The 19,308-nt window shown below is 43.9% G+C and carries 14 protein-coding genes and 4 tRNA genes; 3 read left to right on the plus strand and 15 right to left on the minus strand.

The genetic code is table 11. The features are described 5' to 3' along the window. The first annotated feature begins 99 nt into the window (after positions 1-99). Positions 100-1,446 (plus strand): dicarboxylate/amino acid:cation symporter, encoded by a 1,347-nt coding sequence (locus GTW09_RS01770; protein WP_100972286.1) that lies wholly within the window; start codon positions 100-102, stop codon positions 1,444-1,446. Positions 1,447-1,615: 169 nt separating this feature from the next. Here GTW09_RS01770 and GTW09_RS01775 read toward each other — a convergent pair whose 3' ends face one another. The 9 genes from GTW09_RS01775 to dnaQ all read right to left on the minus strand — a co-directional run bounded on the left by GTW09_RS01775 (position 1,616) and on the right by dnaQ (position 8,575). Continuing rightward, positions 1,616-2,842, minus strand: coding sequence for a lipoprotein-releasing ABC transporter permease subunit (locus tag GTW09_RS01775; protein WP_163109516.1), 1,227 nt, complete (start codon positions 2,840-2,842; stop codon positions 1,616-1,618). A gap of 5 nt (positions 2,843-2,847) precedes the next feature. Next, the gene (gene lolD, locus GTW09_RS01780) at positions 2,848-3,540 is read right to left on the minus strand and encodes a lipoprotein-releasing ABC transporter ATP-binding protein LolD (RefSeq protein ID WP_163109519.1); all 693 of its coding nucleotides are present in this window, start codon (positions 3,538-3,540) and stop codon (positions 2,848-2,850) included. A gap of 87 nt (positions 3,541-3,627) precedes the next feature. After that, entirely contained in the window at positions 3,628-5,178 is a 1,551-nt protein-coding gene (locus GTW09_RS01785; RefSeq protein ID WP_163109522.1) for an EAL domain-containing protein, read from the minus strand. 414 nt (positions 5,179-5,592) lie between these two features. Next, positions 5,593-5,669, minus strand: a tRNA-Asp gene (locus tag GTW09_RS01790). Positions 5,670-5,712: 43 nt separating this feature from the next. Then, positions 5,713-5,789: transfer RNA gene (locus GTW09_RS01795), tRNA-Asp, on the minus strand. A gap of 43 nt (positions 5,790-5,832) precedes the next feature. Continuing rightward, a tRNA-Asp gene (locus GTW09_RS01800) sits at positions 5,833-5,909 on the minus strand. 28 nt (positions 5,910-5,937) lie between these two features. Next, positions 5,938-6,014: transfer RNA gene (locus GTW09_RS01805), tRNA-Asp, on the minus strand. A gap of 221 nt (positions 6,015-6,235) precedes the next feature. Further along, positions 6,236-7,639: a TIGR03503 family protein gene (locus tag GTW09_RS01810; protein ID WP_163109950.1), complete on the minus strand. Its 1,404-nt coding sequence runs from the start codon at positions 7,637-7,639 to the stop codon at positions 6,236-6,238. 216 nt (positions 7,640-7,855) lie between these two features. Further along, on the minus strand, positions 7,856-8,575 hold the full coding sequence (gene dnaQ, locus GTW09_RS01815; protein ID WP_071979178.1) for a DNA polymerase III subunit epsilon: 720 nt from the start codon (positions 8,573-8,575) through the stop codon (positions 7,856-7,858). 125 nt (positions 8,576-8,700) lie between these two features. On the opposite strand from dnaQ, the gene rnhA reads away from it, so the two are divergent. Beyond that, entirely contained in the window at positions 8,701-9,180 is a 480-nt protein-coding gene (rnhA, locus tag GTW09_RS01820) for a ribonuclease HI (protein ID WP_071979179.1), read from the plus strand. A gap of 19 nt (positions 9,181-9,199) precedes the next feature. On the opposite strand, the gene GTW09_RS01825 is transcribed toward rnhA, so the two are convergent. Next, positions 9,200-10,177: an NAD(P)H-quinone oxidoreductase gene (locus GTW09_RS01825; protein WP_163109525.1), complete on the minus strand. Its 978-nt coding sequence runs from the start codon at positions 10,175-10,177 to the stop codon at positions 9,200-9,202. A gap of 299 nt (positions 10,178-10,476) precedes the next feature. Here GTW09_RS01825 and GTW09_RS01830 point away from each other — a divergent pair, with 299 nt between their 5' ends. After that, positions 10,477-11,670, plus strand: coding sequence for a class I SAM-dependent rRNA methyltransferase (locus GTW09_RS01830; protein ID WP_163109528.1), 1,194 nt, complete (start codon positions 10,477-10,479; stop codon positions 11,668-11,670). A gap of 79 nt (positions 11,671-11,749) precedes the next feature. Here the strand turns inward: GTW09_RS01830 and GTW09_RS01835 are convergent, their stop codons facing one another. The 5 genes from GTW09_RS01835 to GTW09_RS01855 form a co-directional block, all read right to left on the minus strand. After that, positions 11,750-11,962, minus strand: coding sequence for a DUF2061 domain-containing protein (locus GTW09_RS01835; protein ID WP_163109531.1), 213 nt, complete (start codon positions 11,960-11,962; stop codon positions 11,750-11,752). 428 nt (positions 11,963-12,390) lie between these two features. Continuing rightward, a complete protein-coding gene (locus GTW09_RS01840; protein ID WP_071979181.1) occupies positions 12,391-12,693 on the minus strand; it encodes a PilZ domain-containing protein in 303 nt (100 codons plus the stop codon). A gap of 130 nt (positions 12,694-12,823) precedes the next feature. After that, on the minus strand, positions 12,824-16,729 hold the full coding sequence (gene hrpA, locus GTW09_RS01845; RefSeq protein WP_163109534.1) for an ATP-dependent RNA helicase HrpA: 3,906 nt from the start codon (positions 16,727-16,729) through the stop codon (positions 12,824-12,826). A 287-nt stretch (positions 16,730-17,016) separates the two neighbouring features. Further along, positions 17,017-18,348, minus strand: a complete 1,332-nt coding sequence (locus tag GTW09_RS01850) for a Na+/H+ antiporter NhaC family protein (protein WP_163109537.1) — start codon at positions 18,346-18,348, stop codon at positions 17,017-17,019. Positions 18,349-18,611: 263 nt separating this feature from the next. Beyond that, entirely contained in the window at positions 18,612-19,031 is a 420-nt protein-coding gene (locus tag GTW09_RS01855) for a CBS domain-containing protein (protein WP_163109540.1), read from the minus strand. Positions 19,032-19,308: the final 277 nt, after the last annotated feature.

The raw sequence follows: 19,308 nt of genomic DNA on the forward strand, positions 1-19,308 counted from the left end.
TCTATTAATGGCAATTGCGTCGTTTTTTATGTTTAAAAATCAAATGAATCTGGCACACTACGGAAGACTAAAAAATATAATAATGCACAGGGAACTTTCATGTCTCAATCTGCACACAAGTATAGTTTAACCGCCCGTATCTTTATCGGCATGGCAACCGGTATCTTAACCGGCGTGTTTCTCCAATTATTGTTTGATGATAGCGGAGATTTCACATTTTCGATATTCGGTTTAGAGCTCTCTACGTATAACATTCTTGTAGAAGGTATATTTTCAACTTTAGGCCAAATATTTATTGCCAGCCTGAAAATGCTGGTAGTGCCATTGGTATTCGTCTCGCTCATCTGCGGAACAAGTACCTTATCTGACCCCAGTAAGCTTGGTCGCTTAGGCGCAAAGTCGGTTGGCCTTTATGTTGTCACAACCGCGATTGCGATAACACTGGCAATGAGTATAGCCCTAATTATTGCGCCAGGCGAAGGACTAAATTTAACAACAGAGACAACCTTTCAGGCAAAAGAAGCGCCAAGCCTGTCTGATGTTATTGTCAATATGTTCCCAAGTAACCCAATCAATTCTATGGCACAAGGGAATATGCTGCAAATAATTGTTTTTGCAGTGCTATTTGGCATAGCAATGGCAATGACGGGAAACGCAGGCAAGCGCTTAACCGCAGTGTTTGAAGACATCAACACCGTTATCATGCGCCTTGTTACCATTATCATGAATCTTGCACCCTATGGCGTTTACGTGCTAATGGCCAAACTGTTTTCGACTATCGGTGGCGATACTATTCTTAGCTTAGCTAAGTATTTCTTCTTGGTATTTGGCGTACTTATTTTGCACGGATTAGTGACTTATTCAGTATTGCTGAAAGTGCTAGCTGGTCTAAACCCTATTACGCTACTGAGAAAAATGCGCGACGCTGCTTTGTTTGCATTTAGTACATCAAGCAGCAGTGCAACACTGCCTGTTACAATGGAGACTGCCAGAAACAAGCTAGGTGTAGGGAACTCCGTATCGTCCTTCACGTTACCATTAGGCGCTACCATAAATATGGATGGCACAGCTATTATGCAGGGTGTTGCCACCGTATTTATCGCTCAGGTTTACGCTGTCGATTTGAGTTTAGGCGATTACATGATGGTAGTACTTACCGCCACATTAGCCTCAATCGGCACGGCAGGTGTGCCAGGTGTTGGTCTTATAATGCTTGCTATGGTACTGCAGCAGGTAAATTTACCGGTGGAAGGTATTGCACTTATTATTGGTGTAGACAGACTTCTAGATATGACCCGTACCGCGGTAAACATCACAGGAGACTGTATGGTGTCGTGCGTAGTGGCTAAAAGTGAAGGCGCGTTAGATGAGGATATATTTAACGACCCTAACGCAGGCGAAAAGCAAGAAGACGTTGACTTCGAGCATTTCGAACGCAATAAATAAAACGGCCCTCTGTCCTGCAAAGAACATAAGCAGGGAAGACTGAAACGAAAAAAGGTAGCTATTTTGCTACCTTTTTTATGGTCATTTATCTCAAAGCACTTTCTCGATTTTCTTGTTTCCTCGAAGCCTTATTTTTAAATAGAAATCGGGCTCAAAGGTAGTGTGCTTATTAGTGAAGCGAGGATGAGGGCGAGATCTTCGCCGCCTTTTGTGCGGGATATAAGGTTGCCATTATGCACAAGCTTAAGGCCACAAAAGTTGTGATAAACACGTCTTGCCATTGAAGTTCTGAGGGTAAAAAGTCGATAAAATAGATATCGCCTGAGAGCACTTCAATGCCTAACGCATTTTCAACGAATAACACAATAGATGATAGATTGGGGGTGACAAGTAGCGCTAAAGCCACACCAACCGTTATACCTACAACACCGTTGATAGCGCCCTGAAAAATAAATATTGAGCGTATTAATGCGTCTGTAGCCCCCATCGTTTTGAGAATTGCGATAGCTGCTTGTTTTTCTCTTACTGCCATAACAAGGGAAGACACAATATTAAAGCACGCCACCCCAATAACTAAAATCAACGCTATGTACACGACTGCTCTTACCAACTGGATGTCGTTATATAAGTGGCCCTGGGTTCGCGTCCAATCAGACATATAAACAGCTTGAGGGTAGCTGTAGCCTATCTCGCGCATTATGGTGTTGGCCGAGTATGCGTCATAAAATGTAAATTGAAGTCCTTGTGCACGAGATTGCAATTCTGCGGCATTTGACGCTGTATCAAGATGCATTAGTCCTACTAAGTTGTCTAGCTCGCCACCTATTGATAAAAAACCACTGACAATTAAAGAAACAGTTTTAGGTGCTTTAAACGATAAGTCGTTTGTTGTCACTGGCACCAAAACCTGTATAGGGTCGCCAACGGAAAGCTGAAGCTTCTCTGCTATTCCCTGACCAACTAAGACCCCCTTTGGTTCAGCCGTAAACGCTGCCCACTGTTTATCTGTTACTCGCTCTTTGTATTGAGAAGTGTTTTCTGAAGGAATAATACCCGTTAACTCTACGGCCTTTAGCTCACCTTTGAACTGCAGCATACCGGTAAGTTTAGTGTAAGGCGTAATGCGTGCTATCCGCTTGTCCTGCTCTAAACGGTAACGCTGGGCCTCCAAATTATCAATGCCCCTATTATCAACACTGTATAGTTCACCATGAGGAATAACACTTAAGATCCTGCTGGTAAGCTCCTTTTCAAAGCCATTCATAACACTGAGTAATAAAATGAGAACAAAGCATCCTAGCGCGATACCAACGGTAGAAGACATAGAAATGAATGAAATAAATCGCTGCTGAGAGCCGGATTTACGAAACTGTTTGGCTAGTTCAAATGCAAACATGCGCCCTAGACCTCTTCGGCACTAGACTGAACTAACCTACCGTCTTTTATACGCAGTACTCTGTCCATCTTTTTAGCGAGGCTTATGTCGTGAGTTACAACAACAAAAGCGGTTCGCTTTTGCTCGCTTAGAGCAGTAAGGAGTTTGTAAATTTGATCGCCCGTTGTGTCGTCCAAATTACCAGTTGGCTCGTCGGCAAGCACAACAGAAGGCTCTGTCACTAAGGCTCGTGCTATCGCTGTTCGTTGGCGCTCGCCCCCAGACATCTCTGCTGGAAGGTGGTCTAAACGATGTGACAAACCGACCTCATCAAGCATAGCCCGTGCTTTTTCTTGCGCTGCTGACGCAGAAAGACCGCGTATACGAAGCGGCATAGCGACATTTTCTAATGCTGAAAACTCACCCAACAGATGATGAAATTGGTAGATAAAACCCATTTCTTCATTGCGAAGCGTCGCCAATGCATTCGCGCTTAAAGAATTAAGAGATTTTCCCTTGAAGTGAACCTCTCCACTGCTAGGCGTATCCAGACCGCCCAACAAATGCAGCAAAGTACTTTTACCCGAGCCAGAGCTTCCTAGGATAGCCACGTGCTCTCCGGCATTGATAGACAGCGACACATCGTGGAGAACGGGGGTAACATTGCGACCGTCATGGTAGCTTTTATGAATATTGTGGCAACGAAGCACGTCTTGCATACGTTTTTTCTGCTCTTTTTCTCTTTGTGCAAATGTTACCGTTAAACACCAGCAACACCAAATAGAAAATAAAAGCCATTCAATAATTTAGACGTTGCTTTTTACGCACTCCGCCAAATTTTCAACCGATTGAGGTTTTCCGTAAAGCCAGCCTTGCCCAAAGCCTACTGACAAGCTACGTAACTCTTTCGCTTGCTCACAGTTTTCCACACCTTCTGCAATAAGCTCCACGTTGAGCCCCTCGGCTATACTGACGATATGAGGAATAAGAGACGAACGAATGCTGTGCTCTTCCATTTCCATCACAAAGCTTCGATCTATTTTGAGGTAATCACAGCTCAATGTTTGCAACTGTCCTAAATTAGAATAGCCAACGCCAAAGTCATCGATAGCGAATAAGAACCCTTTGCTTTTAAGCGACTTAATATGCTTTACAGCGCTTTGTGTTGCTATTTGCTCATCTTCTGTAATTTCTAAGACAAGTTTAAACTGCTTAGTGTTGAGCGCTTGAACAAAGTCGAGATCTAAGCAACCGTTACGAGTGAAGTCTACTGGGAAAAGATTGAAAGAAACTTTAAATCCCTCTGGAATATCAGGATTACTTGTAAGCTCCGACATCGACTTTTTGATCATATCAAGGGTGAACTCCCAGGTTTTATCAAGAGATTTTATGTACGGAATAAACTCATCTGGAAATATAACGCCAAAGTCATCTTCAAAACGGCTAAGCACCTCACATCCAATAACTTGTCCAGTACGAAGGTTGACGAAGGGCTGATAAACGCAGAAGAAACTCCCCTGTTGCAGCCCTTTTTTAACTCGATACTCTATTGAACGTCTGCGGCGAAGGAAATTAAACGTCACCATATGGGAAAATGCTGCCGTCATTAGCATGATTAGGAAAAATAGAAACAATTTACCGGCATGAAGGTTCATAAGACGTTTGTAGTCTGGGACAACTTTTAGGCACGTATGAGAATACGTTTTATTGCACAAAATAAAATCAAGAGAGAAGAATTGAGACTTCGCCAGCATCTCATTACTCAAAGTTCTATTAATGAGTGTGGGATTGCCCGCCATCGGGTAGAATTTGTCGCCGTTATAAAAAAGCTGCCAGTCTTGTGCGTTACTAAAGCCAATAACGCTGTTCATATCTAATACCGCATTGTAACGCCCTCTTCTCACTACAGTGCCCGTAGACCTTTGCTCGAATAACTGAAGAGGTGTATTTATCCAAAAAATATCATCTAGTGCTGTAACAAAATCTGGCTTTGCGTCCTCAAAGGGGGTATCTAGAATACCAAGGTAAGTGCTGCAGGATAATTTATCGTTCTCGTAGAATCCAATTTCTTTCACAAAGCGAGAGCGAAACAAGGTTTTTCTCATTTCAAACAAGTGTTCATCGCTACATACTTTAAACGCAAGGCTATTTAGGTGGTCGAGCGTTAACTCCGCATCTCGAAACACCATGCCAACATTATTTAAGATTTGTCGAGCGCGCGCCTCCTCCTGCGTTTTAACAAAAGAGAAGGTGATTAAGGCAAGTAATAGAGTGACTGCAATTACGCACACCAAGGATGCGAAGACTGCTTTAGCATTGTCGGCCAAAAAATAATTATTTGTGTTCGGACGTGTCATAACTTGCGCAAAAATTAATATGATTATCGACGCAGCAGCGTAAACTAATCGCAGAAAAAAACACTTGAACTTTGGGTTTAATAAAGGCTTTTAGAGATTAAACATTTGTTAGAAACGTTCCAAATTAATGGCTTTCATTAAGCTTTAAACAAAAAAGGAAATGTCTTTGTTGTTTAAACAAACCACCTTTCTTGGGTTTTTATGAATTGATGCGTTTATTTAGAGCGACAACATAATTCATTTGGAAACTCACCGCATTCACAATGCTATATAAAGAATTTCGTTACATCCGAAGATTTATCAAAACCTAGACGATTGAATTTAGTGCTTATCTTTCTAAACGATGCTGAAACGTGAGAGACAAGATAGATTAGGAAGTTGAGTGGGAGAATTTGAAGACTTCCTTACCATTGATGGCGGAGCGGACGGGACTCGAACCCGCGACCCCCGGCGTGACAGGCCGGTATTCTAACCAACTGAACTACCGCTCCACACAATGGGTAAGATAATAACGCGACACAATTTATCGATTAATGGCGGAGCGGACGGGACTCGAACCCGCGACCCCCGGCGTGACAGGCCGGTATTCTAACCAACTGAACTACCGCTCCACATAATCGAGATTGCTTTGTGTTGCTTTATTGTATAGCTAAATGGCGGAGCGGACGGGACTCGAACCCGCGACCCCCGGCGTGACAGGCCGGTATTCTAACCAACTGAACTACCGCTCCGAAGACCTTTTAGCTATATCATTGAAAGTGGCGGAGCGGACGGGACTCGAACCCGCGACCCCCGGCGTGACAGGCCGGTATTCTAACCAACTGAACTACCGCTCCACATCTTCAATGTTATCAGTGAGTTAATTGGATTGCTGTAACCCCGTGCCCTCACTGCGGCGCAGATAATACGTATTACCCAATGTGGAGTCAATGCTTTTTCTCAATAAAATTGTCATCTGCAGTTTGTTTGTCTGTTAAATAAACATTATGTTGAAATAAAGCTCAAGACGAACAAATTAAAAACGGATTTTGACAGAGTTTTAAAAAGCTCGCGAAAATTACTTTTCGCCTTCGTTTTGTTTTTTCTTTTTAAACATCCCAAACAACCGTTTAAGCCCTTTCGGTTTCTCGTCTAACACTAACGAAGAATCATCTATGTCAGCCTTTTTGGTTTTTGCCTTGGGCGCAACTGGCGACGCTTTCTTCTTACGAAGAATAATGATGATACCTGCAGCCAGAAGACCTAGAACGATAATAGAGCCATTAACCGCAACAATTAAAAGTATAAACGTGTCTGAGTCTATTTCGTCTTCTTTTGTCTGCTCTTGCATGCTTTCAACGATTTCTTGCTGCTCACCAAGCAGTGGCGTAGTGCCATCGACGATAGGATCTTCTCCATAAACCAGCGGATCTTCAACTTCTGGTTCTACGGGCCCTTTACCTAAAAAGGTATATTCAGGTACGTCTAAGATAAAGTCTCTACCATTAACTGTGGTGCCGTATGCGGTTAGCTTCACACGAAAAACACCTTTTTCATACGCTATGATTTGGTATTCCCTTGCTTGATCGCCACCTTCGGTAAGCGAAAAATTTTGTGTATCGCCATTAGGAAAACGCACTTTGCCGTCGACTAACAGTGACTGAATTTCAACAAGCTCTCTGTCTACATCAATAATAAAGTTGTGATACCCAATATTTCCGTCATCTAATTGCACCGAAATAGCAACCGGGTTCTCCTCTAAAATAATGGGCGTTCCCTCTTGCTCTCGGGTGACCATGGGAGTGGTAACCCTAAAGACCGGCTTCCACTCTCCTGGCGCAATTTTTAAGTTAAATTGCCCAGTAAAAATTCCGTCTCCGGGTTTCTCATCCATGCCCAAACCATTATCTTTGAACGTGGCTATGAGTTCGTCAGTGGCGCCGAAATTATCGTAATTAGCGTTATTTGTGCTGATAAATTCGATATCAACATCCACCACGTTGCGGAACTCATTAACATCAATGGCTTTACCTCCATTGGTTAAATACGCGGTGGATTTTAGAATTTCACCAGAAAAAAGTAAGTCTGGAAGTGGTTCGGCGGTTAACTCCACATCAGAAACAACCATTATTCGACTTTCTGGAAGTACCTGCCCAACTGCTTGCCAAGGGCCTGGTGCGGGATTTTTAATGGTGATCATGTCGAAAGAGTCTGAGTCGTACCACTCTACTCGCTCTTCATCCACTCTACCCTGAAATAATTTGGAGCCATCTGGACGAACAAGTACAACCGGTGCGGAGCCATACTCTCGAAAAAATACCATAGTTATTTCTTCGACATTGTAATCGATGCGAAAGCGGTTTTTTAATAGTTCTATGGAATTTGTGTATTCATCACCTAGTTCGGTAATGACCGATGTGTCGACGGATTTTGTGGTTTCTTGTGAGTCAGTTACTGCACCGTCTGCAGCCTGCTGAAGCATATCCTGCTGTTCTCGCAACGATTGCGAAGCTGTGTTTGTACACCAAGCGCTCAGAATAACGATCGCACAATAAATCCACAATTTCACGTAGCCATGCTCCTGCACTAAGTCTTCTATTATACTTTCAAAGGTTGATGAAAAGCCGCTATTTAGCCAATTGCAAAAGGTCGTGGGCAATGTTTTATCTAAAGCTTTTCCCAGCTTTTTTATTTCGCCTCACGACTCGCTTATTGATTTAGGGCGCCACAAACAGTTACCACCTGCGTCCTGAACTATATCTAAACGGGCTTCATGCTGTGCTAATTCATCGGCGGTAGCTTTAATAACCTTTAATTTATTTCCCGTTCGCTCGATGCGTCTTACGGCCGTGGAGTCGGCGTCACTGCTTCCCGTTGATGCCAGTCTCAACTTTGTCTGACCGCCAGTCATTAGCAGGTAGACGTCGGCTAAAATCTCTGCATCAAGTAATGCTCCGTGGAGAGTACGGTGGCTATTATCAATGCCGTAGCGCTTACATAAAGCGTCTAGGTTATTTTTTTGGCCAGGATGCATTTTTCTTGCAAGCACTAGCGTATCTAGTACATCGCAAATTTGATCTGTTACCACGCCTTTGGTGCTTGGCTCCATACCAAACTCATGATCCATAAATCCAACGTCAAAAGGCGCGTTGTGAATGACGAGCTGAGCCCCTTTTATAAACTCAATAAAGTCGTTAGCAACGGTTGAAAAAACTGGCTTGTCGCTTAGAAATTCATTTGTAATGCCGTGAACTTCAATAGCCTCTTGCTCAATATGACGACCTGGGTTTATATATGCGTGAAAATGATTACCTGTCAGTCGGCGATTGACCACTTCAACGCAACCAATCTCAATAATTCGATGGCCTTCTTTTGGGTCAATACCGGTTGTTTCAGTATCTAATACAATCTGGCGCATACATCCTCTACTATTATTGTGTTTCTATTTTTTGATAGTATATCAACCCCTTTGCTGCAGGCTAAGGGAAAACCAAAAATAAATGCATAACACTTAGGTTACTGCTTAACACGATAGGACACCACGTGGCTCAAGAAAACGTACAAAAATCCATAGATATTTATACCGATGGCTCTTGCTTAGGTAATCCCGGACCGGGCGGCTATGGCGCTGTGCTTATTTACAAGGGCCACCGCAAGGAACTCAGCGGAGGCTTTGCGCACACAACAAACAACCGAATGGAATTGCTTGCACCTATTGAAGCGCTGAACTCTCTAACCGAAGCCTGCCAGGTTGATCTCACTACAGACAGCCAGTACGTAAAAAATGGTATCAACCAGTGGATCCATAATTGGCGTAAAAATGGATGGAAAACATCAGATAAAAAGCCGGTTAAAAATGCCGACCTTTGGAAACGTTTAGACGAGGCGGTAAAAAAACATTCGGTTAATTGGCACTGGGTAAAAGGTCATTCCGGCCACCCCGAGAACGAGCGTTGTGATGTGCTTGCTAGAACTGCGGCAGAATCGAAACCGACAACGCCTGATAGCGGCTTTGTCGGTTAATACGTTTGCGGTGTAATTTTTACCACGAAACCGTGAGTTTGCCCTTTGTATCGTTGTTCTCCAATCGTGCATGGGGCTTATCAATATCGTCGATTTTATAGTGAGTGTCTATGTTCACTCTTAACTCGCCAGTGGCAAAAGCCGGTAAGCATACTGTTGAAAAGTCACTAATTAGCTTAGCTTTGTAATCATCGCTGCGATTGCGAAGCGTGGTTCCCGTCAACGTAGCGCGCTTGCCCAATAGTAATGCCATGTCGAGCTTATCAGCATAACGCCCAGCCAGCATGGCTAAGTTTACAATTATGCCGTCATGTTTGAGCACGCTTAAGTCTTTATTGAGGTAATCCCCGCCAACCATATCCAGTACCATGTCAACGCCATCGGGCCATACTGCTTTAAGTTCATCGACAAAGCTTTGAGTTTTGTAGTTAACTAATTGTTCTGCCCCATTTTGTTCACACAGCGACAGCTTCTGTGATGATGAAGCTGTGACGGCTGCATGCACTCCCCAATATCGACACAATTGAGTAGCCGCAAGCCCCACCCCGCTTGCCCCACCGTGGATGAGTGCCCGCTGAGCGGGTTTCACATGAGCGATGGTTCGCAGGCACTGAAACGCAGTTAAAAATACTTCTGCTAAACCCGCGGCCTCAAAAAAAGGCATATTTTCAGGAATAGGCATTAAATGGGCCGGATTAACAATGGCCTCTGTTGCATAACCTCCACCAGCAACTAAACCAAAAACACGGTCGCCCTGCTTAAAGTTAGACACATCAGGTGCAACCTCTGCAACTGTCCCTGCTACTTCAAGCCCTAAAATAGCACTTTCCCCGGGCGGTGGCGGATAGTGTCCCTGACGCTGTAACGTATCGGCTCGGTTGATACCAAACGCACTCACTTCAACTTTTACCATGCCATTTGGCAGCACGTATGACGCTCTCTCTTTAACATTCAGTTCAGTGGGTGAGCACCCTTTTTCGAAATCTACGTAATACATGTCATCTCCTATGTTGAGCGCAGTTGAATTAAGCGAGCTGTATATTCCTACCTAACGCCATCTTGCTTTACTATTTTTGTATCGATTTTGATTACGCGGTTTGTCTACGCGTTTTGATTACGCGATAGGGCAACGTATAGTTCGCTTCAGCACCATATTGTGACAGAAAGTCCGCTCATTTTCGCTGAACCTGACGAGTTTGAGCTATGCATGACAAAGATACCGACACACAAAACAAGAATATTCGCTATAATCCGCGCTGTTACATTTTACCTACCTTATCAGATACGAGAACTTATATGTCCGCACAAGTAATTTTACAGCCCAACAGAGATAAATCACTGCGCCGCCGTCACCCTTGGGTTTTTGAAAGTGCTGTAGATGAGGTAAAAGGTCGAGCAAAACTAGGTGATACCGTTGATGTTTTCGATTCGCAGGGCGACTGGCTGGGACGCGGTGCCTACTCCCCTGATTCAAAAATACGTATTCGTATGTGGACGTTTAAGCAAGATGAAAGCATCGATAATGGTTTTTTCATGCGTAAGTTAGAAAAAGCGCTAGCACTGCGCAGACGTTTATTTGACCCACAGCAGACCAATGCATTTAGATGGGTGGCGTCTGAAAGTGACGGTTTACCGGGTATTACTATCGACCTTTACGATAATGTCGCAGTTTTACAACTACTAAGTGCGGGCGGGGAAAAACATAGAAGCAAAATTGTTTGGGCTATTACCAAATTACTGCCCGATGTTCACATCTACGAGCGAAGTGATGTAGACGTTCGTAAAAAAGAAGGTTTAGAGCCTGTAGTAGGCGTTTTACACGGCACACCGCCAAACCAAGTTACGGTAAAAGAAAACGGACTTAATATTGTTGTCGATATTGAAAGCGGACATAAAACAGGGTTTTATCTCGACCAGAGAGATAGCCGTGCGGCAGCCGGACAATATGCCAAAGATGCAGATGTACTTAACTGCTTTAGCTACACGGGCACCTTTTCATGCTATGCATTAGCCGGTGGCGCAAAGTCGGTAACGAATGTTGATGTGTCACAACCAGCTTTGAACCTGGCAAAGCATCATGTTGAGATTAATGAACTCGATGGCAGTAAATCTCACTATATCAATAAAGATGTGTTCAAAGCTTTGCGTGAATATCACGCTGAAGGCACTCAGTTTGATATGGTGATTTTAGACCCACCAAAATTCGTGGATAACAAAGCAACGTTAAACCGAGCAGCAAGAGGCTATAAAGATATCAACATGTATGGCATTCATGCAGTGAAATCTGGCGGCCTTTTGCTTACTTTTAGTTGCTCTGGGCTTATGCCTGCCGACCTTTTTCAAAAAATTGTCGCAGATGCAGCGCTAGACGCAGGTAGAACCATTAAAATAATCGCACGGCTTAATCAGGCCTCAGATCATCCCATTATTGGAAGTTATCCAGAGGGCTATTATCTAAAAGGTTTGGTGTGTGAAGTAACCGACGACTAGGATTTGTGTACCTTCGCCGTAGATAAAAACTTAAACCGTTGCCCCAGTAGCGCACTGTTAATACGCCAGTAGCGCTTCGTTAAAACGCGGATAGCGTTGGCGCGATACTTTCTCGCGCCTTTTTGTCTTCCCACTTTTTCCACACTAACTCATGAAAATAAAAGGCTACCGTATTAATGGCAGGCTCTACCAATGCGACTAACCCACCAACAACCATACTTCCGGTAAGCAGGTAGGCTACGGTAAACGCAACCGCAAAATGCATAATAGCGAATGTCATCGTTTTTTTCATAAAATAGCCTCTGTCATGTTGATTTTGAACTCGAATGCAATTAGCAGCTTTAACTTGTAAGCCAGCATTTGAAAACAAAAAGTCGTACGCTTTAAATATCGTAATGAGAATTATTATCAAAAGCAACACAAAATGAAAAACGAATTAATTTACCAAGGCAATCGATTTTTCCGAACTAAGAGGCGTGACGAAATATCAGTAACGCAAAGAGGTTGTACAAAAGTGATGAGCTTAAGAGCAGGAGCGGAACAACCAAGCGACAGAGCGCTGGGAAACATTTAGATTAAAAAGGGAGCGATTTAAAAGAGGCGCTTAAGTACAAAAGGCCCCTCTCTCGAAAAGGAAATGATTGTTTTTAGAGATAGGCTACCTACCCGACGCTTCGTCAAGACAGCAGAGCACTAAAACCAATTATTTCCTAAACCGACTTACTTCATTTGGGTGATTTCCACCCCAATAATGCAACTCGATTCCGACTCAGGTTCACAACGCACTACATTAGCAAGCGCGGCGAGTGAAGGTATTTGTGAGCTAGACGACTCTATCGCCACGCTAATCTGCGTTCCAACTTCTATAGCGGGTTCATCGACCTCTAACGACATACCGGTAGCGCTAATATCCCTACACATTGCCTGCATCGTACGGCTCGATTCATCATCGGTAACCTGTAACTGACACGGCGAGTTAACCATCATCCTGAAAAAATTACGCTTATCGTCGTACCCTAGCATGTCTACTTCCTCTGATTTTTAGCTCACGCTTACTACCCTAATCTTGTTATAGATTGAGGATTTTGACTTGTCAAACCGCGTGACTAGATTCCACACAATTATGTGTTCAAATTTGCTCTGATAGCAAGGTTTAAAAATCGCTTAAAAACAGGCTTATACGTTTTGCAGATATGGGATAAGCCGTGCCAAGTTGCTGTGCGAACAGCGATACCCTTAACTCTTCAATCATCCATCTCGCTTCGTCGAGCGCCGCTGGCACCTTACCTTTCGGAAATTTACTTCGCGCTTTTTCCCACTCGTTAACACATTTCTCTATAGTAAGCTGATGCTGTCTATCTTTATGTGGATCGATAGGGAGCTTCTCTAACCTGCGAGAAAGACCCTTTATGTAACGATTCCAGTCATCAAGTCTTGCCTCACCAATATAAGAAGCAAACCCTGGAAACACCAGCGATGATAAATGGCCTTTACAATCGCCCAGGGCATTTACCATGTTAAGAGGAACATTCCCTTTCATCAGCTTTTGACACTGGTGCGCTAACGTAAGCCCCTGCTCAACTTGCTTAGCAATATTCAGCACCTTATCGTTGATATCTGCGCGGACTTTGTCTAAACAGGCCTCAAAATCGGCTTTAGTTCGAATATCGGTATCGTACTCTTTGCAATAATCTGATACCAGGGCGTCAATCCCCGCAAATATACAGTCGTCGATAAGCGCTTTTACCTGACCAAAAGGATTAAAATACAAACCGAGCTTAGCTTTATTGGGAAGCTTATTTTGCAAGTAATTAAGCGGCGACGGCATCGCATTTTTAATCAGAACGTTTACGCCCTGACGATGCTCAGTTTCGGCCTTATCTGCCTCATCAACTAGCGCGATATCAACCCTGTCGCCTCGCTTCACCAATGCCGGAAACGCTTGCACCTCAAATCCACCCACTTTTTGTACAAAGGTGGCTGGTATATCCTCAAAATCCCATTGCTCAATGTCACTGCGCTCTAAATCGGGAGTGGCGGCTTTTTCAAATGTCTTTTGAACCTGGCCTGCACACTGCTGCTTTAACTGATGTAAGTCGTCACCTGTGGCAATGTTATCTCCGTTATCATTAACGACTGCAAAGTGCATTTTAAGGTGTTTGTCTAACTGCTCAAAATTCCACTCTTCAGGCTCAATCACTACGCCTGTCATTTTTCGCAACTTATCCGCAACCGCATCCACCATGGCAACAGGGCGATTATTCTTATCGGTTTCGCTTATATCCGAGAGACAAGCATCAGCAAAATTCGGCGCTGGCACAAAGTTTCGGCGCAAACGTTTAGGTAATGTTTTAATCATGCCCACAATTAGCTCGTGTCTTAACCCGGGTACAAGCCAGTCGAAACCAACATCATCAACCTGATTCAGAACAGGTAGAGGTATCACCACCGTTACGCCATCATCTTTCGCATTTGGCTCAAAGTTATAGCGAAGAGGAAGAGTGATGTTTCCCTGTCGCCATACATCAGGAAATGCATTCGCTACCGATTGACCGGGTTGCTGCCTATACACATCTTCTTCAGTAAAGGTGAGACCTTCATTGCTACCATGCTGCCTGAACCATTTTTTAAAGGCGGCTTCGTTATTGGCTTCTATGGGTACTTTCTGAGCGTAAAAATGGGCAAGCTCTTCATCGTCTACAACTAAGTCTCGGCGTCGCGTTTTTTGTTCAAACTCATCTGCCTGCTCTAATAGCGCTTGGTTTTCTTGTAAAAAGCCAAAGTTGATTTTTGTGTTTCCGGCAACCAACGCCTCTCGTATGAATAACTCGTGACAAATAGCAGGATCTATCTGGCTGTAAACTTTGGCTCGCTTCATAACAATGGGCAAGCCAAAAAGTGTGACCTTTTCAAAAGCGATTACCGCCCCTCGCTTTTTCGACCAGTGAGGCTCTGAGTAACTGTGCTGGGTAACGTGTGTTGCTAATGGCTCAACCCAAGCCGGGTCAATTTTAGCCACCATACGTGCAAACAGCTTTGATGTTTCGACTAACTCTGCCGCCATAATCCATTTTGGCTGAGCTTTTGATAACCCCGAACCGGGAAATATCATAAAGCGTGTATTTCTAGAGCCTAAGTACTCTCGGTCTTTATCTTTAAAACCAAGGTGAGACAGAAGCCCACTAGCAATGGCCTGGTGAATCGCCTGGTAATCTGCTTCTTGATTTGAGATCCCCAAACCTATCTCGGCTATCGACTTTTTAAGCTGGCTGACAATGTCCTGCCATTCCCGCATACGCAAATAGTTAATAAAACGCGTTTTGCACCATTTTCTAAGTTGGTTTTGACTAAGATTGTTTTGCTGCTCTCTAAACCCAAGCCATAAATTCAGTAAGCTAATAAAATCCGAGTCTTTATCTTGATATTCACTGTGACTTTCGTCTGCCTGCTGGCGCTTCTCCTGCGGGCGCTCTCGCGGATCCTGAATAGAGAGCCCAGCTGCAATCACCATAACCTCGCTTAGCGCATTGGTAGCATCAGCTTCTATCACCATTCGAGCATAGCGTGGATCTATAGGAAGCCTGGCGATATTTCTGCCCATCTTTGTTAACTGCATTTTGCCATTGCGCTTGGCAATAGCCTGAATTTCTTCAAGCAGTCTAAAACCATCATTAATGTTGCGATTATCCGGCGGCTGCACAAACGGAAAGGCAGCGATATCGCCTAGTCCTAGCGCTAGCATTTGCAGAATTACTGAGGCTAAATTTGTCCTGAGTATTTCTGGGTCGGTGAACTCTGGGCGACCTAGATAATCATCTTCGCTGTACAAACGAATACAAATACCGTCAGACACACGGCCGCATCGACCGGCCCGCTGGTTTGCAGAAGCCTGTGAAATAGGCTCTATTGGCAGGCGTTGAACTTTACTACGCGCGCTGTAGCGAGATATCCGGGCAAAACCGGGGTCGATTACATATTTAATACCTGGCACGGTAAGAGAGGTTTCAGCCACGTTGGTAGCCAGCACGATACGTCTTCCACTATGAGACTGGAAGATACGATTTTGCTCAGATGCTGACAGGCGTGCGTACAGCGGCACTACCTCTGTATTGCGATAGTGCTGCTTACTTAGCGCATCTTGGGTGTCGCGAATTTCCCGCTCTCCGCTCAAAAATATCAAGATATCACCCGGCGCCTCCCCCATAAGCTCGTCTACCGCTTGAACGATAGCGTCTGACTGGTCCATATCATCGTCGTTATCTTCGGCCGCTCGGTAACGTACTTCTACAGGATAGGTTCGCCCACTGACTTCTATGATAGGCGCGTTATTAAAGTGCTTAGAAAAGCGCTCAGGGTCGATAGTGGCAGACGTTATTATGAGTTTAAGATCAGGGCGCTTATCTAGAAGCTGACGTAAATAGCCAAGTAAAAAGTCGATATTTAAGCTGCGTTCATGGGCTTCATCAATAATTATCGTGTCGTACTGATTTAAAAACCGATCTTGTTGCATTTCCGCCAGTAACATACCGTCGGTCATTAATTTAACGTAGCTACGTTCGCTCACCTGATCGCTAAACCGAATTTTAAAACCGACTTTTTCACCTAGCGGCGTGTTGAGCTCTTCGGCTATACGAGTGGCTACGCTGCGTGCAGCAAGTCTTCGTGGCTGTGTATGAGCAATCATACCGTCTACACCACGGCCTAACTCTAAACAAATTTTAGGCAGCTGTGTGGTCTTTCCTGAGCCCGTTTCACCAGCAACAATGACAACCTGATTATTGGCAATGGCTTCCTTTATGTCTTCTTTTTTATCGGAAACAGGAAGTGGCGGATATTCAACATCCGGAAGGTTTGCTTTGCGCTGCGCTTTTTTCTCTGCGGAATATGTTATGTCGCGCTTTAATTTTTCAAACTGCTGAAGCAGCTTTTCATCATTTCGACCGTCCCCTTTAGCCGATTTCGCAAGCTGGGTGATTCGTCGTTTCAAGCGAAACTTATCTGCTGTAAGGCAAGCATCAAGTTCCTGATAAAGCGGTTTTATTGCTATGGGTGAAGACAAGGTAACATCCTACAGATAATAACGTTTGAGCTTTCAAATAAAAATGGGGCGTCGATCCTAGAAGATAGCCACCGAAAAAGCCAGCGTATGTTAATGCCAAAGTCAGCGTATATAAGAGACAAAGTCAGCGACATGCTCCGCGAACCTATCAGCCAAAATACCGGCAACAAAATAAACGCGGTAAACACATCATGAGCAAAGAGGTGTATTTAGAGCAACGCTTTACAACACACGTCAATCACTTACAAATGGCCAATACAATTAGCATTGGCCAATTGTACGTAGATTTAGGATGTATGGGTTAACTCATCATCTAATGGGGTGCTAAAACGGGGAAACCCAAGACTTATGGCTGCAATACCAAACACAAAAATGAGCATGGGGTACCAACAGTAAGGTGTTATTGCTAACGGAGATATCCCCACTACTGCAGCTGCACTAAGCAACTGTGCTCCGTAAGGAACAAGCCCCTGAAAGCTACAGGAGAAGATATCTAATAACGAGGCCGTTCTTCGTGGGTCTACCCCGTACTTCTTATTCAAATCTTTGGCAATTGGACCCGCAGTTACAATGGCAATAGTGTTGTTCGCGGTAGTAATATCAAGAAAGCTCACTAATCCAGCGATACTAAATTCTGCCCCTTTCTTGGTTTGCACCCGCTTTGTTAAGCGCTGTATTAGCCATGTTATTCCACCGTTGGCATGCATTAGTGCCACAATACCGCCAATGGTAATGGCAATCATAGCGAGATCTTGCATCCACCCCATTCCCTTTTGGATACTCTGCATCATGGTAAGTGGCGTAAAACTGCTCTGCACCAAGCCCACTGCACATGCACTTGCAATACCTACGGCCAATACACTAATCACGTTAAAGCCACTTAGCGCGAAACCAATAATGCATAGATACGGCAATATTCTCCATAAGTCATAATCTTTCGACTCTACAATGCCCGATGTATCAACATCCACTAGCAACAGTAAAATCATGGTTACTATGCACGCGGGCAACGCCACCATAAGGTTTGCTCTAAACTTGTCTTTAAGCTGCACACCTTGGGTTCTTGTTGCTGCTATCGTGGTGTCTGATACAAATGAAAGGTTATCTCCGAACATCGCACCTCCAACTACAATTCCTAACGCCATTTCAATAGGCAAACCAAGGTTAGTAGCAAGACCTGCCCCGATAGGAGATAGCGCGGTAATGGTGCCCATGGAAGTTCCCATGGCAAAAGAGATAAAACAACAAATTAAAAACAAGCCGGGGAGTATCAACGAAGAAGGAACGAATTGCAGCGCCATGTTTACCGTCGCGTCTCGTGCGCCTATATCAATGGTCACAGCATAAAAAGCACCTGCGAGCAGAAAGATAAGTACCAGCAGAATAATGTTCTTATCTCCCCCTCCCTGGCAAAAGGTTTGCACCTTTTCAGAGAAGCTTACTTTGTTCCCCTTCGGATTTAAGCAAAGTCCGTAGCCTGCACTGATGAAAAACGCCACCAATATTGGCATAGAGGTAATATCGTTAGTCGTTATGCCGGTAACAACTACCAGAATAACAAAAAGGAGTATGGGCGTGAGACCCAACGGATTTGGCGCGACGGAATTAGTTGAATGCACTGATAACTCGTTTTATGTTGCGTCTATTTAAAAATGAGACGAAAGCATAAAAGGTTTTATTTTTATTGCAAAGAAAATTGAACAACCATATTGCATAAGCAATAAGCATAAGTTTATAGATTGAATGCTAAATTCATGTTTGCATAATTGAAAGTAAGTAACCCTAGGGGCTCTGGTCATAGAGCCCCTTGAATTTTTTTGCTGCTAAGCAAGCCATGTTTATCAGTTATCTGCTTGCCTGAAATTTATTCGGTCGATGCAGGTTAAACAGCGTGTTGATAGCCGTCTTTTAACTGCACATCAATTGCTCTTAACACCGACGTACGATTAATGCAGCCTAACAAAACACCATCGTCATCAACCACCGGATATACTTTTGGTTTTTGTTTCAAGAACAACTCGCCTAATTCAATTACCGACATATACGGTTTAACGGAAAGCACTGGAGACTTCATTATGTCCCCGACGCGACATATTTGTTCACGGTAATAACTCGACGCAATCATGGTAGCAATACAGTCTTGTTCGGAAAGAAAACCAATGACTTTACCTTTTTTGTCCACCACAGGGCCGCCACTTTGATTACTAGAAAGCAATGCTTCGACGGCTTGGGCAACCGGCATTTCCACGGTTAGCTTTACAGGATGGGTGTTCATATAATCACTGACTTGCAACGATTCCATTTCTTATCTCCTGTCGTTGCGCATACCGGTACATACAATAACAACTTTGCAAAACAGCGTATGAAACAAGTCTTCGTAACGACCTAGTATTTATTATTAATTTCGGTGAAAGCGACATTTCCCTCACAGTTTTAGCGTAGACCGCTAACCCCTTTCAAGCCAGTCATTTTAACAAATTTTTTACACCTTTAATTGGCCCGTGAAAACCCAGCAAAAATAATAAATTTAGATAGCGACATGGTTTACTCTTTATGCGCTTAATTCTTGCCCATTGAAG

It is taken from the genome of Alteromonas hispanica (assembly GCF_010500915.1).
Classification (GTDB): domain Bacteria; phylum Pseudomonadota; class Gammaproteobacteria; order Enterobacterales; family Alteromonadaceae; genus Alteromonas; species Alteromonas hispanica.